Annotated in this window: 15 protein-coding genes; 8 read left to right on the forward strand and 7 right to left on the reverse strand. The window is 69.8% G+C overall.

The window, feature by feature from the left end; translation table 11 throughout:
- Positions 1-22: 22 nt before the first annotated feature.
- Complete coding sequence (locus ACFV9G_RS11205; RefSeq protein ID WP_378727556.1) at positions 23-691, reverse strand: hypothetical protein; 669 nt, start codon at positions 689-691, stop codon at positions 23-25.
- Positions 692-872: 181 nt separating this feature from the next.
- Between ACFV9G_RS11205 and ACFV9G_RS11210 the strand changes: the two genes are divergently transcribed.
- Together ACFV9G_RS11210 and ACFV9G_RS11215 are read left to right on the forward strand one after the other, a co-directional pair.
- Entirely contained in the window at positions 873-2,264 is a 1,392-nt protein-coding gene (locus ACFV9G_RS11210; protein ID WP_378727557.1) for a sulfatase-like hydrolase/transferase, read from the forward strand.
- Between the two features lie 196 nt (positions 2,265-2,460).
- Entirely contained in the window at positions 2,461-2,727 is a 267-nt protein-coding gene (locus ACFV9G_RS11215; protein WP_378727558.1) for a hypothetical protein, read from the forward strand.
- On the opposite strand, the gene ACFV9G_RS11220 is transcribed toward ACFV9G_RS11215, so the two are convergent.
- The 4 genes from ACFV9G_RS11220 to ACFV9G_RS11235 form a co-directional block, all read right to left on the reverse strand.
- On the reverse strand, positions 2,700-3,296 hold the full coding sequence (locus tag ACFV9G_RS11220) for an adenylate kinase (protein WP_378727559.1): 597 nt from the start codon (positions 3,294-3,296) through the stop codon (positions 2,700-2,702). The two genes, ACFV9G_RS11215 and ACFV9G_RS11220, sit on opposite strands and share 28 nt — an antisense overlap.
- A gap of 84 nt (positions 3,297-3,380) precedes the next feature.
- Entirely contained in the window at positions 3,381-4,739 is a 1,359-nt protein-coding gene (locus ACFV9G_RS11225) for a flavin monoamine oxidase family protein (RefSeq protein ID WP_378727560.1), read from the reverse strand.
- A gap of 10 nt (positions 4,740-4,749) precedes the next feature.
- The gene (gene speB / locus ACFV9G_RS11230) at positions 4,750-5,805 is read right to left on the reverse strand and encodes an agmatinase (protein ID WP_378727561.1); all 1,056 of its coding nucleotides are present in this window, start codon (positions 5,803-5,805) and stop codon (positions 4,750-4,752) included.
- A gap of 38 nt (positions 5,806-5,843) precedes the next feature.
- Entirely contained in the window at positions 5,844-7,232 is a 1,389-nt protein-coding gene (locus ACFV9G_RS11235) for an APC family permease (protein WP_378727562.1), read from the reverse strand.
- 146 nt (positions 7,233-7,378) lie between these two features.
- Between ACFV9G_RS11235 and ACFV9G_RS11240 the strand changes: the two genes are divergently transcribed.
- The gene (locus ACFV9G_RS11240) at positions 7,379-7,981 is read left to right on the forward strand and encodes a TetR/AcrR family transcriptional regulator (RefSeq protein WP_378727563.1); all 603 of its coding nucleotides are present in this window, start codon (positions 7,379-7,381) and stop codon (positions 7,979-7,981) included.
- On the opposite strand, the gene ACFV9G_RS11245 is transcribed toward ACFV9G_RS11240, so the two are convergent.
- Complete coding sequence (locus tag ACFV9G_RS11245; RefSeq protein WP_378727564.1) at positions 7,978-10,017, reverse strand: CocE/NonD family hydrolase; 2,040 nt, start codon at positions 10,015-10,017, stop codon at positions 7,978-7,980. The genes ACFV9G_RS11240 and ACFV9G_RS11245 overlap by 4 nt on opposite strands.
- 30 nt (positions 10,018-10,047) lie before the next feature.
- Positions 10,048-11,595, reverse strand: coding sequence for a long-chain-fatty-acid--CoA ligase (locus ACFV9G_RS11250; protein ID WP_378727565.1), 1,548 nt, complete (start codon positions 11,593-11,595; stop codon positions 10,048-10,050).
- Positions 11,596-11,727: 132 nt separating this feature from the next.
- Between ACFV9G_RS11250 and ACFV9G_RS11255 the strand changes: the two genes are divergently transcribed.
- The 5 genes from ACFV9G_RS11255 to ACFV9G_RS11275 are packed head-to-tail and all read left to right on the forward strand — an operon-like array spanning position 11,728 to position 15,777.
- Complete coding sequence (locus tag ACFV9G_RS11255) at positions 11,728-12,918, forward strand: lipid-transfer protein (protein WP_378727566.1); 1,191 nt, start codon at positions 11,728-11,730, stop codon at positions 12,916-12,918.
- Positions 12,908-13,366: a MaoC family dehydratase N-terminal domain-containing protein gene (locus tag ACFV9G_RS11260; RefSeq protein ID WP_378727567.1), complete on the forward strand. Its 459-nt coding sequence runs from the start codon at positions 12,908-12,910 to the stop codon at positions 13,364-13,366. The genes ACFV9G_RS11255 and ACFV9G_RS11260 overlap by 11 nt, the downstream gene beginning before the upstream one ends.
- On the forward strand, positions 13,363-13,758 hold the full coding sequence (locus ACFV9G_RS11265) for a MaoC/PaaZ C-terminal domain-containing protein (protein ID WP_378727568.1): 396 nt from the start codon (positions 13,363-13,365) through the stop codon (positions 13,756-13,758). Before ACFV9G_RS11260 ends, ACFV9G_RS11265 begins: the two co-directional genes overlap by 4 nt.
- 32 nt (positions 13,759-13,790) lie before the next feature.
- On the forward strand, positions 13,791-14,621 hold the full coding sequence (locus ACFV9G_RS11270) for an SDR family NAD(P)-dependent oxidoreductase (RefSeq protein WP_378727569.1): 831 nt from the start codon (positions 13,791-13,793) through the stop codon (positions 14,619-14,621).
- Between the two features lie 10 nt (positions 14,622-14,631).
- Positions 14,632-15,777 carry an acyl-CoA dehydrogenase family protein gene (locus ACFV9G_RS11275; RefSeq protein WP_378727570.1) on the forward strand — a complete coding sequence of 382 codons (1,146 nt, stop codon included), beginning with the start codon at positions 14,632-14,634 and terminating at the stop codon, positions 15,775-15,777.
- Positions 15,778-15,787 lie beyond the last annotated feature (10 nt).

The following is a 15,787-nucleotide window of genomic DNA, read 5'->3' on the forward strand; positions in this document are numbered from 1 at the left end:
AAGTGCCCAATCCCCCGAGTCCTCAGCGGGGCAGCCCGCGCCACTCCCGCAGGTCGCGGATCTCACCGAACTCCTCGAGCGCCTGCCGGGCGACCTCACCGTCGCCGGCGTAGGCGGCGACGCTCCAGCCGTGACCCTCCACCATCTCGGCGGTGACCCAGGAGGCCTGGCCGTGCGGGGTGGGCAATCGGCGCGGGCGCCAGGAGAGCGACATCGCGCCGTCGGAGCGCTGCTCGATCATCGGGGTCGAACCGGTGGCGGTGTACTTCCTCTGGCCGGTGCGCCACTCGCTCCAGTAGGCGTAGTGGAGGTAGACCGGGGTGCCGCGCCAGGACATCGAGCACTCGATGAAGAGGCGATGTCCTGAGCTTGTCGAAGGGTCGCCCTCGCCGGTCTCGCCCGAGGCGCACTCGCCGCTCCGGAAGGCGTCCTCGTAGTCCGGAAAGACCCACTTCAGACCGTCGGCACCACGCGGGTCAGGGCACCGGGTCAGGGAGCCGGCGCCGTTGCCGTCCCAGCAGACGTAGGGCGTGTTGGCCTGCCTGGTGGTCGAGCTGACCTGGTCGGCGACCGCGAACGGCCCGATCACCTGGCCGCCGTGCGCGACATGGATGATCCCGGCGACCGTCAGCGCGAGCATGACCGTGATCGCGAAGAGGACCGGCGTCACCCGATCGCGTCGCTGCTGCACCGGTCCCCACCCCCTTGGCGATCCGTTCTTTACCAAGGTAACGCCGCCACGCCGCTTTGGTTAGGGCCCAGATGCCACGGGACCAACGTCCCGTCGCGTCCGCGACCCGAGACCCCCGCCCGCCGGTCGGACGGTCACCTAGTCTTCTATTCCTAGTTATTCACTAAAGAAAGGCCATACGGTGTCCTCCCCCAGCACATTCAGCCGACGCAGCCTGCTCGCCACCGGAGCCGGCGCGGTCGCCGCCACCGGCCTCGCCACCCCCGCCAACGCAGCCGCCGAGACGCCGTTCAGAGCCCGCAAGGTCAACCGGCCCAAGCGCAAGCCCAACCTGCTGGTGATCCTCGGCGACGACCTCGGCTGGGCCGACCTGTCCGCGTACGGCTCCCCCGACATCAAGACACCCCACCTGGACCGGCTCGCGGCCTCGGGTGTGCGGTTCACCGATGCGTACTCCGCCTCCTCGGTCTGCTCCCCCACCCGCTTCGGCCTCTACACCGGGCGCTACCCCGGTCGCCTGGCCGGCGGGCTGCCGGAGCCCATCGCCTCTCCGAACAAGCTCCACGGCATCCCGCTCGACCACCCGACGCTGGCCTCATTGCTCAAGGAGCAGGGCTACTCGACCGCGCTCTTCGGCAAGTGGCACTGCGGATTCCTGCCCTGGTACAGCCCGACCCGGGTCGGCTGGGACGAGTTCTTCGGCAACTTCTCCGGCGGGATCGACTACTTCTCGAAGTTCAGCCACAACGGTGCGTACGACCTCTATGAGGACGAGGTGGAGGTCGAGGACCTGCGCTACTACACCGAGATCGTGACCGAGAAGGCCGTCGACTTCATCGAGCGCGACCACCAGGACCCCTGGCTCCTCAACCTCAACTTCACCACCCCGCACTGGCCCTGGGAGGGACCGGACGACAGGGATGTCAGCGACGAGCTGACCGCCCGGCTCAAGGACGGGGAGAGCGGCGTGCTCTTCCACCGGGACGGCGGCTCGCTGGCGACGTACAAGACCATGGTCGAGGATCTCGACCAGTCGATCGGCCAGGTCGTCCGGGCGCTCGAGCGCACCGGTCAGCTCCGCGACACCGTCGTCTTCTTCGCCAGCGACAACGGCGGCGAGCGGTTCTCCAACGTGTGGCCGTTCACCGGAGCGAAGTCGGGCCTCAACGAGGGCGGCATCCGGGTGCCCACCATCCTGAGCTGGCCCGGCACCCTGCCCGGCCGCCAGGTCAGCGACGAGCCCGCGGTCACGACCGACTGGACCGCGACCTTCCTGGAGCTCGCCGGCGCGACGCCGGCGCAGGACTACCCGCTGGACGGCACCAGCCTGGTGCCACTCCTCTTCGGCGGCCGGCCGCGCGAGACCCAGGACCTCTTCTGGCGCATGCGCGGACAGCGGGCGCTGCGCCGCGGCTCGCTCAAGTACCTGCAGCTGGACGGCACCGACCACCTCTACGACCTGAGCGAGGACGTACGCGAGCAGGCCGACCTGGCCCGGAAGCGGCCCGAGGACCTGGCCGAGCTCCGTGCTGCCTGGGAGAGGATCGACGAGACCCTGCTGGCGTACTCCTGACGCAGCCTGGGCGAGTCCACTGGTAACTAAGTGACGGTTGTGACTACCGTGACGAAATATGGGGGACTTCACCAGGTTCAAGTACGTCAGACGGGCACTCGGCGCGGGCTTGGTCTCGGGCGTCGTCGGCGGGGCGCGGGGGCGCCCCCCCCCCCCCCCCCCCCCCCCCCGGCGGGGGGGGGCCCCCCCCGCCGCCGTGGGCTACGGCGACGTCCTCGAGGTGTCCAACGCCCAGGTCGCGCAGGCGCTCGCGGCCTCGGGCCGCGGGATCGCGGTGGTCTCCGACGACCCGCGCTTCGGCCTGCTGCCCCTGCACATCGAGGCCCCCGCCGGGCGCGTGCGGATCAGGCTGTACGCGGCCTGGGACCCGCAGCACCATGCCGCCGAGGCCCTCTCCGCCCTGGCCGAACGGCTCTCGGCGTTCTGCGTCGAGCGCTACGGCGCCGACGTCGCCGTCCGCTGAGCGGAGATCGACGTCAGAGCGGCCAGGATCCGCTCGGTGACCTCGTCGACCGGGCCGAGGCCGTCGACGGCGGCGAGGAGGTCGCGCTCGGCGTAGCTGTCGGCGAGCGGGCCGGTCTCGGCGGCGTACACCTCCAGCCGGCGGCGGATGACCGACTCGGTGTCGTCGGCGCGACCCTGCTCCTCGGACCGGGCCAGGAGCCGGGTCACCAGCTCGTCGGAGTCGGCCTCGAGCAGCACCGCCGCGTCGAGCGCGACGCCGGACCGGTCCAGGATCGTGTCGAGCTCGGCGACCTGCTGGGGAGTGCGCGGGTAGCCGTCGAGGAGGAACCCGTCGGCGCAGTCGCCCTCGCACAGCCGGTCGGCGACCATGGCGTTGGTGATCTCGTCCGGGACGTACTCGCCCGCGTCCATGTACGCCTGTGCCGCCGTCCCCAACGCGGTCCGCTGGGCGACGTTCGCCCGGAAGATGTCGCCGGTCGAGATCGCGGGCACGGCGAGACGCTCGGCGATGACCGCTGCCTGGGTGCCCTTGCCGGCACCGGGCGGTCCCATGAGGAGGAGGCGCATACGGAGGGTGACCTTTCTCGAGGTGGCGCGCTCACCCCCACGATGAGCGCGCCAGGTCGGAGGCTAGGTGCGGCTTCGCTGCGATCACGTTGCATCCGCGAGGATGCGGCCGGCGATCTCCTCCCCCATACGTACGGCGCCGTCGACGTGCTGGAAGCCGTGGCCGGCGACATCGCTGCTGCCGAACTCGATCGGCCCCAGCGGCTCGCGCAGCACCGCGCCCCAGCGGGTCAGCCCGCCCAGGTCGAAGCTCGTCCCGTACGCACCGCCGGTGAGCTCCTGGTGCTGCCAGTCGCTCTCGACGTAGGTGAGCGGATCCAGCGCGGCCTCGCCGAAGTAGCAGGCCAGCGACTCCAACACCCTCCGCCGGCGCTCCTCCTCGGTGCACCGGCCGACCGCGTCCGCGCGCTCGTCGGAGACGAAGCCGACCAGGGTGCCGCGGGGCTCGCCCTCGGGGGTGTTGTCGTAGACCTCGTGGACCAGCTGCCAGGGCGCGAAGCCGGTGCCGCTGAGCCCGTCGGCGCGCCAGAACGGCGTCGCGTACCGCGCCTGCACCTTGATGACCAGCCCGAACGACTGGTGCTCGCGGGCGATCCGGTGCTCGGCAGGGAGCTCCGGGCTGAACCGGATCCGCTTGACCAGGGTCGGCGGGACCGCGAGGACCAGCCGACGCGCGGCGTGGATCTCGGCACCCACGTGGACGACGGCACCGTCCTCGTCCCATTCGATGTGGGTGACGTCCTGACCGAGCCGGACCCGATCGCCCAGACGCGAGGCGAGGGTCAGCGGCACCCGCTGCAGGCCGCCGACGACCCGGCGGTCGAGGATCACGTCGGCGTCGACGAGGTTGCTGAACGACCCCGCGCTGGCGGCCATCTGCACTGCCTGGAGCGCGGAGAACGAGTGGGCGGGCTTCGTCAGCATCGCCGGCCCGATGTAGAGGGCGACGTTGTCGACCGCGACCGGGTCGTCGCACTGCTGCTCGAGCCAGGCACGGAACGAGACGCTGTCGAGGTGAGCTGCGTCGTCGAGCTCCCACGGCCGGGCCGGGTCCATCGCGGCGGCCAGCCCGTCGAGGGTCTTGGTCAGCTGCTCGATCGCCGCCGAGGTGGACTCAGCGACCGGCAGGTCGTCACCGAAGCGGTGCGCGACCCCGGCCCTGTCGACGTAGAGCGACTCGCCCTCGCGAAAGCGCGGGTAGGTCGGCAGGCCGAGCTCGTCGAGGATCCCGATGAGGGCGTCCTGGTCGGGCGAGACCCACTGGCCGCCGATCTCGAAGTCGGCCTCGGACCCGGGAGCGCCGTGCGCCTCGGTCCGCAGCCGGCCGCCGACGCGGTCGCGCGCCTCCAGGACGAGTACGTCCTGGCCCGCCTGCGCGAGCCGCCAGGCCGCGGTCAGGCCGGTCACGCCGGCGCCGACCACGATCACGTCGTGGGTGGTCATGTCAGTTCTCCTATTTGTCGGTGTCGGTGGGGCGCCGGTCGGGACGCTGGTCAGGACGCTGGGCGAGCAGCGGGAGGCTCGGGTCCCAGCGGGTCCCGTCGGCCTGGTCGCGCTTGCGGCGGGCGATGCCCGAGAGGGCCTCGAGGACGACCCGGTTGGCGAGGAACGAGGTGATGTCGGCGTGGTCGTACGGCGGGGACACCTCGACGACGTCGATGCCGACCACCGGCAGCTCGTAGGCGATCCGGCGTACCGCGTCGAGCAGCTGACGGGCGGTGAGGCCGCCCGGCTCCGGGGTGCCGGTGCCGGGGGCGTGCCCGGGGTCGCAGACGTCGATGTCGACCGAGAGGAAGACCCCGTCGCACTCGTCGGTGGCGATGGTGAACGCCTCGGTGAGGCACTCCTCCAGGCCGCGGTGGACGATCTCGGTCATCTCGTAGGACCGCATACCCTGCTCGGCCATCCAGTCCAGCGTCTCGGGCTCGGGCCAGTAGCCGCGCAGCCCCATCTGCAGGAACCGGTCGCCGCGCAGCGCGCCCGACTCGATGAGCCGGCGCATCGGCTGACCGTGCCCGATCAGCGAGCCGAACTCGATGTCCCCGGTGTCGGCGTGGGCGTCGAAGTGGATCATCGAGACGCGGCCCTGGCCGAGGTGCTGGGCGACACCGGCGGCATCGGGCCAGGCGATCGTGTGGTCGCCGCCGAGCACCAGCGGGATGGCGCCGTTGCTCGTCACGGCGTGCACGGCCTCCTGCAGGTCGCGCACCGACCGCTCGGCGTCGCCGGAGAACATCTCCACGTCGCCCGCGTCCAGCACACGGATGTCCTGCAGGGCGTCGACGCGCATCGCCAGCGAGGGTCGTGATCCGTCATGGGCCAGGTAGCAGGTCTGCCGGATGAACTGCGGGCCGAACCGGGTGCCCGACCGGTGCGAGGTGCCTCCGTCGAAGGGGGCGCCGAGGATGACCACATCGGCACCCTCGTACGTCGCGGGGTCGGCCCAGTCACACCGGTCGACACCCAGGAAGGTGATGTCGGGGCCGAACTGGGTTCCGTAGCGAGCCATGGCGTTCTTCTCTCGTTCGATTGTGGTGGTGGATGTGTCTAATCCTCGGTCGGGTCGACGACGAGGAACCGCTCGCCGGGCCGTCGGGCGAGGTAGAGGTGGTAGTAGGCGAGGGCGGCGACCACGATCCCGGCCGTGATCAGGACGTCCGTCCGCGCGGAGCCGGCCAGCGCGTAGCCGATCGCGCCGATGACGATCAGCGGCGGCAGCGGCCACAGCGGCATCCGCCAGCCCTGCGCAGCGTGGCCACGGCGGCGGGCACGGAGCGCGGCGATCGCGACGACGACGTACATCGTGGAGATGACCACCGAGGTCACCCCGAGCAGCGCCTCGATCTCGACCGCGCCGGCGAGGATCGCGCCGGGGATGCCGATGACGAGGGTGGCGAGCCACGGGGTGGCGTAGCGGGGGTGCAGCTTGGTGAGGACACCGTTGACCGGTGCCGGCCAGGAGCGGTCGCGCGCAGAGGCGTAGACGACCCGGGCGTTCTGCAGCACCATCACGATGACGGCGTTGAGGATCGCGATGGCGATGGCGACGTTCACGGCGACCGCGACGCGCTCGCCGCCCCAGGCGGCGACCCACTGGGAGAAGCTGCCGGAGGCGAGGTCACTGAGGTCGTCGACCGCGAGGACCGTGGTCACGGTCGGGACGAGGATCACCAGACCGCCCAGGCTGAGGGTCCAGAAGATGACGCGGGCGACGTTGCGGCGCGGGTCCACGATCTCCTCGGAGAGGTAGACGGTGGTGCCGAAGCCGCTGACCAGGAACGTGCTCACCGCGAGACCGGAGATGAGGATCGCCAGGGTGAAGGGCTCCAGGCCGTTCTCACCGATGACGTGCGGCGAGACCAGCTCGCCGGGGCCGCGCTGGACGTGGCCGAGCCCGAGGACCGTGACGACGACGGCGGCGATCATCTCGAGGGCGAGGAAGGTGCCGGTGACGACGGCGTTGGCCTTGATGTTGAGGATCGCCGTGGCGGTCGAGAGGAGCATCACGATCGCACCGGTCGCGGCCCGCGGCAGCTCCACCAGGTCGGCCAGGTAGTCGGCGGTGCCGAGCGCGAAGATCGGTGGGATGAGCCAGAGCAGCACGCCCGCCAGGGAGAACGTCAGCCAGCCCATCGACCTGCCGAGGGTCTGGGTGACCATCGCGTACTCGCCGCCGGAGCTGGCCGTGCGGGTGCCGAGCTCGGCGTAGCACGCGGCGATCGCGATCGAGACCGCGAAGCCCGCGACCACGGCCAGCACCGCGCCGCTCCCCTGGGTCGCGAACAGCTCCGGGACGATGATGAACAGGCTCGAGGCAGGCGTGATGCACGAGAGCACCAGCAGGACGGCGGCGCCGGGTCCGAGCACCCGGGCGAGCCGGTGCCGTTCCTGCGCCGGCTTCACCTCGTCCGGGCTCACCTGCATGGATTCGATCATCGCGGGTCTCCTTGGGGATGAGGGTACAGCGAGTTTTGAACGCTGTACAAAACTTTGAACGGCATTCAAAGTGACCCAGATCACCGCTAGAGTCAAGGGGTGAGCCCGAAGATTTCGCCACGCGAGCACGAGGAGACACTGTCGAGGTGACGCGCACACGCTCCAACCGACGCCTGGAACGACCCCGCGAGCAGGTGCTCGCGACCACCCTGGAGATGGTGGCCGAGGAAGGGCTCGCCAAGGTCACGATGGCCTCCCTCGCCGCCCGGCTCGGCACCAGCGGCGGCCACCTCCTCTACTACTTCGGCACCCGCAACGGCCTGCTCCTCGAGACCCTGCGCTGGAGCGAGAGCGAGTACGCGGCGCAGCGAGCGCCCCTCCTGGAGAAGGTCGAGGCCTCCGGCTCCGGCGGGGTCGAGGCGCTGCTGGCCTTCACCGACGTCTACCTCGCCCTCGACGAGCGCGACCCGCGCTGGCTGCTCTGGCTCGAGCTGTGGGCACGGGCGCCGTACGACGCCGAGCTCGCCGCCGCCCAGCACGCGATGGACGACGAGTGGCACGCCGACCTGGTCCGGCTTTTCGCGGCCGCGCTCCCCGAGGTGCCCGACCCAGAAGCCGTCTCCGAGCGCCTACGGGCGATGTGGGACGGCTTCAGCATCGGCATCGTCACCGGCGGTGGCACGGCGCTGCGCGAGCGTGCCCTCGAGCACACCCGCGCAGCCGTCACCGGACAAGCGGCTACTGCCTAGTCGTTCCTGCCCGGACACATGAGCTGGTCCGCGCACGGCGCTACCTGCCCCGAGGTGAACGGCAGCTGCACGTAGGACGCGGCGGCGGCGCCGCGCTGGATGTCGTAGACGCCGCCGGCGAGCTGCAGGGTCTGCAACAGCGTCGGCAGCACCGCCGGTGAGTCTCCGCTCGAGACCGTGACCCGGATCCTGTGTCCTGCCGCGATCGTCGCCTGCACACCGAACACCTCGACGTCGTAGCGCGTGAGCGCGCCGGGGAACACCGGGGTCGAGCTGGCGCTGTCGTGCGGGTGGTAGGGCAGCGTCGGGGACCCGTCGGCGGCCGTCCAGGTCTTCGCCGTATCGAGCCGCCGATGCGACCCGAGCAGCCCGCCGCGGGAGAGCGGGCGCGAGGTGCCGTCGGGTGCGACGTCGTCGACCCGCACCACCCACTGGCTGTCGGTGGTGGTGGCGGACGCGAAGATCCGGGCAGCGATCGGGCCCGCCAGCGTCCTGCCCTCCGTGAACGGTTCTGTCGTGTACGTCGCTGCCGCCGGCCCGACCTGCACCGGCCGGCTGTCAAGGTTGCAGGGGTTCTCCGGCAGCCCGAGCTTCGCCGACTCCTGCACATCGTTGCCGATCAGCATGAACTGGCTGATCGACGGCGTACAGCCGGGCGCGTTCGACCACACGATCCGGTCGCTGCCCTCGGCCCTCGGCTTCGCGCGAGTGAGGGAACCATCGTTGCTCGAGGCGATGGTCCCGGTAGGACCGGCGTCGAGGTAGAACTTCTCGTAGGTCGTGCCGGGGAACGGGTAGGTGGAGGTCTCGGTCCACTCGTGGCTGGTCAGGTCATAGCTGCGCAACGGGTTCTGCGTCCGACCGACGCCGTTCTGCTTGCCCTTCAGCCAGTGGTCGAACCAGCGCAGGGCGACCCGTTGGATGTCCAGGCGCGGTTCGATGGGCTCCAACCCCATGGAGGCGTGGTACCACGGCCCCTCGATGAGCTGGTACTTCGGCGAGACCGGCTGGGTCCTGGTCATCGGACCGTCCACCGGGCGTCCGGCCGCCGCGTTCTGCAGACCGGCGTACAGCAGCGGTCCGCCCCGCTGGAAGGCGTCCTTCCAGCCGCCGAGGACGAGCGCGGGGATGTCGTTGTCGACGACGTCCTGGAGCTTGGAGTGCGGGCGGCGCTCGGCCCAGTACGCCGAGTCGAACGCCTTCGGCCCACCCAGTGTCACATCAGCCACCGGGAGCATCCCGACCGCACCCGTGTGGTCGACGAGCACCTTCACCAGGTCCTGTACGTCCTCCTCGGTGGCGTCAGGCGACACCAGACCCGCGATGGCGTTCTGATAGACCAGCGGGACGTTGGCCGCGTTGTAGGCGATCGGAAGAAACGGGTCCGGGACACCGCCCAGGGTCATGGCGTCGCGGTAGAGGTCGTCGGCCGGCACTCCCGGCAGGATTGCCTTCAGCGGTGAGTCGTGGCCGACAGCGGCGGCGAGCGAGAACTGGTTGATCCCGGCGTAGGACTGGCCCATCAGGCCGACCTTCCCGTTGCTGTGCGGCAGCGAGGCCGCCCAGTCGACGACCTGCACGCCGTCCTGCGCCTCGATCGGCTGGTTGAACGACCAGTCCCCCTCGGACGCGCCGGTGCCACGTACGTCGAGGACGACGTGGATATAGCCCCGCTCGATGAGGTAGTCGGCCTTCCCCATCAGACCGTCGCCCTTGGTCGGGTCGGTGTCTCCCTGGTCCTTGCCGTACGGCGTGGACGTCAGCAGCACCGGAAAGGGCCCCTCGGCGGCGGCGCCCGTCTCGAGCTCCGTCGGATAGTAGAGGTTGGCTCGCAGCACCGTGCCGTCGCGCATCGTCACCTCCACGTTGCCCTCGCGCCCGATGCCGTACGGCGCCAGGTCGGCGACCACGGCACTCGTCGGTCCGACGTGGCCCTGCGCGGATGCCGTCGCCGTGTCGAGAGGAGCGAGCGGCACAGCCGCCAAGATCGCCGCGATGCCTGCGACCGCCGCTCGTCGCGCTGTCCGGATGGTCATGTCCTGCCCTCGCATGAGAAGCCCCTCCACCTAGTTGACGGCCCGTTCGGCCCCGGCCCAGTGCTCCTCGCGCAGCTCGCGCTTGAGGATCTTCCCCGCCCCGGACAGCGGGAGGGCGTCGACGAAGGCCACGCTGCGCGGCAGCTTGTAGCCGGCGATGAGCTCACGGCCGAAGTCGCGGAGCTCCTCGAGGGTGGGCCTGTCGTCCGAGCGCAGAACGATCACGGCGTGCACCCGCTCACCCCAGTCCGGGTCGGGCACACCGATCACCGCGCAACTCGCCACGGCAGGGTGTTGCGTCAGGGCGTTCTCCACCTCGGCGGAGAAGACGTTCTCGCCTCCGGTGACGATCATGTCCTTGATCCGGTCGACGATGAAGACGTAGCCGCGCTCGTCCATGTAGGCGCCGTCGCCGGTGTGCATCCACCCGTTGCGCAGCGCACTCGCGGTGGTCTTCGGCTGGTTCCAGTAGCCCTGCATGACGTGATCGCCGCGCACGACCACCTCACCGACGGTGCCCCGAGGCACCTCGTTGTCGTCCGGGTCGACGATGCGCAGCTCGGAGCAGGACGTCGGGCGTCCGCACGAGCGGGTGAGACCGGGGTCGTCATGGTCCTCGGCGGTCAGCAGGGTCGCGATCGGCGACAGCTCCGTCATGCCGTACGCCTGGGTGAAGCGGGCGTTGGCGAACGTCTTCCGGGCACGGTCCAGCACACCCTGCGGCATTGGTGATGCGCCGTAGACCACCCGCTGGAGGCTGGCCAGGTCGGCCCCGTCAGCAAGGGGCGAGTCCACCAGCATCTGAATCATCGTCGGCACCAGCAGGGTGTCGGTCACCTGGTGGCGACTGACGGCGTCGAGCACCCCCTCCGGCGTGAACATGGGCACGATCACGTGGGTCGAGCCGGTGAGCATGCCGATGCTCCACGCGGCGATGTCTGCCAGGTGGAACATCGGCGCCGCGTGCAGCAGGTTGCCTCCCCGCGTCAGGATGTCGGCCGTGACCATGCTGCCCATCGCGGAGCTCAGCAGGTTGTCGTGGGACAGCATGACTCCCTTGGGGTTCCCGGTCGTCCCACCGGTGTAGTAGACGCCGAAGAGGTCATCGCCTCCCCTGCGGGCGTCCTCGACCGGGTCGTGATCCTCGATGAGCTGCTCGTAGCCCACCATCCCCTCCGGCGTCGGCCCGTCCCCACAGAAGACGACGGTGGCCAGGTTCCGCGCCTTGGCCTTCAGCGTCCCGACGGCCCCCGCGAAGGCGTCGTCGACGAACAGGACGTCGGTCCCACAGTCGACGAGCGAGTAGGCGACCTCGGCAGGACTCCACCGGATGTTCACCGGGTTCACCACCCCGCCGGCCCACGGCACGGCCAGCAGCAGCTCGTGGTAGCGGTCGGAGTTGAGTGCGTAGATGCCGATGCGGTCACCGTCCTGGATCCCCAGCGAGCGGAGCGCGCCGGCGAGACGAGCGATCCGGTCGGCCGACTCCGCGACGGTGCGAGTGCGGTCGCCACAGATCGTGATGATGCGTTCGGGGCTCCGCTGGAGAGCGCCGTGCAAGGTCTGGGTGATGTTCATACGGGCTCCTCGACGAGCACTGAGTGAATCTGTATAAGGGTGATGCCGCTCACATTCTGCGTCTCTGTTGCTTTCTCAGTCAAGGGTTTGTCATAGTGAAGTGAATCTTCATTCGGATGAAAGGTGCAGATCGTGAGTTCTGCGTACATCACCGGCGTCGGGATGGTCCCGTTCGCCACCCCGAGCCGGAGCAAGCCCTATGACGTCATGGCACAGGCGGCCGTACGCGCCGCCCTGCTCGACGCCGGCATCGAGCTGAACCAGGTCCAGCAGGCCTATGCCGGCTACGTCTACGGCGACTCCACGAGCGGCCAGAAGGCCCTGTACGGCGTGGGGATGACAGGGATGCCGGTCATCAACGTGAACAACAACTGCTCGACCGGCAGCTCGGCGCTGTGGCTCGCACGTCAGGCGGTCGAGAGCGGCGCGGCCGACTGCGTCCTCGCCTTCGGCTTCGAGCAGATGGAACGCGGCGCCATCGGCTCCAAGTGGGCCGACCGACCGGATCCGTTCGCTGCCTTCAGCGCGGTCGCCCATGAGGCGCAGGGCGAAAGTGACGCACCGTTCGCCGCTCAGCTCTTCGGCGGAGCCGGCGCAGCGTACGCCGAGAGGTACGGCACCCGGCCGGAGACCTTCGCAGCCATCGCGGTCAAGGCGCGCAAGCACGCGGCCAACAACCCCTACGCCGTCTTCCGCGACCAGGTGAGCGTCGAGCAGGTGCTCGACAGCCCGCACATCTACGGGCCGCTCACCCGTCTGCAGTGCTGCCCGCCGACCTGCGGCGCCGCTGCAGCCGTGGTGACCTCGGAAGCCTTCGCTCGGCAGCACGGGCTGCGGACCGATGTCCGGATCGCCGCCCAGGCCATGACCACCGACGTCGTCACCAGCTTCGCCGGCGACATGACCAAGCTGGTCGGCTACGACATGTCGCGCACGGCTGCCCAGCAGGTCTACGAGGCCTCGGGCGTCTCCCCCACCGACATCAGGGTCGTCGAGCTGCACGACTGCTTCACCGCCAACGAGCTGCTCAGCTACGAGGCCCTCGGCCTGACGCCCGAGGGAACCGCGGAGAAGTTCATCCTCGAGGGCGAGAACACCTACGGCGGACAGGTCGTCACCAACCCCTCCGGCGGGCTGCTCTCCAAGGGCCATCCCCTGGGAGCCACCGGGCTCGCGCAGTGCGCCGAGCTCACCTGGCAGCTGCGTGGCCAGGCCGAGAGCAGGCAGGTCGATGGCACGAGCCTCGCCCTGCAGCACAACATCGGTCTCGGCGGCGCGGCCGTGGTCACCCTCTACGAGAAGGCGGACGCCCATGCCCGTTGATCCTGATGCCGCCCGGGCACTCGAGATCGCGCCGATCACCGTCGAGGTCGAACGCGGGCGCCTGCGGTTCTTCGCGAAGTCCATCGGCGAGACCGACCCGCAGTACACCGACGTGGAGGTCGCCCGACAGCACGGGCATCGCGACCTGCCGGTGCCGACGACGTTCTTCTTCAGCCTCGACCTCGAGCGACCGGACCCGTTCGCCTATCTGGACGCGCTCGGCGTCGACCTGCGCCATGTCCTGCACGGCGAGCAGCACTTCGACTACCACGCGATGGCGTACGCCGGCGACACCCTGACGCTCGAGTCACATGTCCTCGACGTGACGAGCAAGCGGGGCGGCTCGATGGACATCCTCCGCAAGCGCACCGACATCCGACGAGGCACCGAGCTCGTCGCGACCGCCACCTCGACCATCGTCGTCCGCTACCCCCAGGAGGAGCGATGACATCTCTCGAGGTCGGAGCCGAGCTGGCGCCGCGTACCGAACCGGAGATCTCCCGTACGACGCTCGCCCTCTTCGCGGGAGCATCCGGCGACCACAACCCGATCCACATCGACATCGACGTCGCCCGGACGGCGGGCTTGGAGGACGTCTTCGCCCAGGGGATGTTGTCGATGGCCTACCTCGGGCGCCTGCTGACCGCGAACTTCCCGCAGGCGAGCATCCGCTCCTACGGCGTGCGCTTCGCCGCAGTCACTCCACTCCACAGCGTGCCGAACTGCACCGCACGGGTCGTCGCCGTCGACGGGGACGAGACGACTCTCGACCTCGTCGTCAGCCTGGCCGACGGCACCACCACCCTGACCGGCCACGCCGTCATCGACACCCGCGCCTGATGAGCCCGGACAACCACCGAAGGAAGATTCACATGACCACACTGCACGGAAAGATCGCGCTCGTCTCCGGGTCCGGGCGCGGGATCGGGCGGGAGATCGCGCTCAAGCTCGCTTCGGAAGGCGCCAAGGTCGTCGTCAACGACCTGGACGCGGATCCCGCGGCGGAGACCGTCGCGGCGATCGTCGAGAACGGCGGCGAGGCGGTCGCGTGCGTCGGCAACGTCACCGACACCGACTTCGCAGACAGGTTCGTCGGCACCGCCGTCGACACGTACGGCGGCCTCGACATCATCGTCAACAACGCCGGCTACACCTGGGACTCGGTCATCCAGAAGCTCTCCGACGAGCAGTGGGACGCCATCTTGGACGTCCATCTGAAGGCGCCGTTCCGGATCCTGCGGGCAGCCCAGCCCGTCATCGCGCGGTCCGTCCAGGAGGCCAAGGCGGCCGGTGACGCGGTCCCGTGTCGCAAGGTCGTGAACATCTCCTCCATCGCCGGACTGGGCGGCAACGCGGGCCAGACCAACTACGCCGCCGCCAAGGCAGGGGTGACCGGTCTGACCAAGGCGCTGGCCAAGGAATGGGGGCGCTACAACGTCACGGTCAACACCGTGGCCTTCGGGCTGGTCAGGACGCGCCTCACCGAGGCGACCGCGAGCGCCGAGTCCACCATCGACGTCGACGGCAACGCCATCAAGGTGGGCATGAACCCGCAGCTGCTCGACACGATGGAGGCGATGATCCCGCTGGGACGTGCCGGGACCCCGGCCGAGGCCGCCGGCGCCGTCTACCTGATGTGCCTGCCCGAGTCCGACTACGTCAGCGCCCAGACCCTGGTCTGCGGCGGTGGCTTCATGCTCTGAGGGAGTGCCGATGAAACGCAACCTGTTCGAGGCCGAGCACGACGCCTACCGCGACAGTGTCCGTACGTTCCTCGCCAAGGAGATCGTCCCCCACTACGACGAGTGGGACCGCGCCGGCATCGTCCCGCGCGAGCTCTTCACCAAGGCCGCCGACCTCGGCGTCTTCGCAGCGGTGCCGGAGGCGTACGGGGGCGCAGGGGTCACCGACTTCCGCTACAACGCGGTCTGGCTCGAGGAGGCCGCACACGCCTCGGTCGCACCTGCCGCCCTGGGCCCGAGCCTGCAGTCGGACGTGTGCATGCCCTACCTGATCGACCTCACCGACGAGGACCAGAAGCGGCGATGGCTGCCCGGGATCGCGAGCGGCGAGACCATCGCGGCGATCGCCATGACCGAGCCCGGCACCGGGTCCGATCTGTCCGGCATCGCCACGCGCGCCGTGCGCGACGGCGACCACTACGTGGTCAACGGGTCGAAGACGTTCATCACCAACGGCATCAACGCCGACCTGGTGGTGACCGCCGTTCGGACCGGCGAGGACCCGCACCGGGGCATCAGCCTGCTCGTCATCGAGCGCGGCATGGCCGGGTTCGAGCGTGGCCGCAACCTGGACAAGCTGGGAATGCACGTCCAGGACACCGCGGAGCTCCATTTCACCGACGTACGTGTGCCGGTGGGCAACCTGCTCGGAGAGGAAGGCACCGGGTTCTTCGGACTGACCCGCAACCTCCCGCAGGAGCGTCTCTCGCTCGCCGTCAGCGCGCTGGCACAGGCCGCCGCCGCACTGGAGTGGACGCAGGAGTACGTGCGCAGCCGCAAGGCCTTCGGCACACCGATCGGCGCCCTGCAAGCCACCCGGTTCCGACTGGCGGAGCTCGTGACCGAGGTCGACATCACCCAGACGTACGTCGATCGCTGCATCACCGCTCTCAACGACGGCTCCCTGTCGGCGGTCGACGCGGCCAAGGCGAAGTGGTGGAGCACCGAGCTGCAAGGACGCGTGGTCGACGCATGCGTGCAGCTGCACGGCGGCTACGGTTACATGCTGGAGTATCCGATCGCCCGCGCGTACGCGGACGCGCGGGTCTCCCGCATCTATGGTGGCGCGACCGAGATCATGAAGGAGATCGTCGGCCGATCGCTCCAGCTGGGATGACCGGACGGAC

Source organism: Nocardioides sp. NPDC059952, assembly GCF_042730435.1.
In the GTDB taxonomy this organism is placed as follows: Bacteria; Actinomycetota; Actinomycetes; order Propionibacteriales; family Nocardioidaceae; genus Nocardioides.

Excerpts from the sequence above, each read along its gene's own strand:
- ACFV9G_RS11220 (WP_378727559.1), bottom strand. The coding sequence starts at position 3,296 with ATGCGCCTCCTCCTCATGGGACCGCCCGGTGCCGGCAAGGGCACCCAG.
- ACFV9G_RS11225 (WP_378727560.1), bottom strand. The coding sequence starts at position 4,739 with ATGACCACCCACGACGTGATCGTGGTCGGCGCCGGCGTGACCGGCCTG.
- speB (WP_378727561.1), bottom strand. The coding sequence starts at position 5,805 with ATGGCTCGCTACGGAACCCAGTTCGGCCCCGACATCACCTTCCTGGGT.
- ACFV9G_RS11235 (WP_378727562.1), bottom strand. The coding sequence starts at position 7,232 with ATGATCGAATCCATGCAGGTGAGCCCGGACGAGGTGAAGCCGGCGCAG.
- ACFV9G_RS11245 (WP_378727564.1), bottom strand. The coding sequence starts at position 10,017 with ATGACCATCCGGACAGCGCGACGAGCGGCGGTCGCAGGCATCGCGGCG.
- ACFV9G_RS11250 (WP_378727565.1), bottom strand. The coding sequence starts at position 11,595 with ATGAACATCACCCAGACCTTGCACGGCGCTCTCCAGCGGAGCCCCGAA.
- ACFV9G_RS11260 (WP_378727567.1), top strand. The coding sequence starts at position 12,908 with ATGCCCGTTGATCCTGATGCCGCCCGGGCACTCGAGATCGCGCCGATC.
- ACFV9G_RS11265 (WP_378727568.1), top strand. The coding sequence starts at position 13,363 with ATGACATCTCTCGAGGTCGGAGCCGAGCTGGCGCCGCGTACCGAACCG.
- ACFV9G_RS11270 (WP_378727569.1), top strand. The coding sequence starts at position 13,791 with ATGACCACACTGCACGGAAAGATCGCGCTCGTCTCCGGGTCCGGGCGC.
- ACFV9G_RS11275 (WP_378727570.1), top strand. The coding sequence starts at position 14,632 with ATGAAACGCAACCTGTTCGAGGCCGAGCACGACGCCTACCGCGACAGT.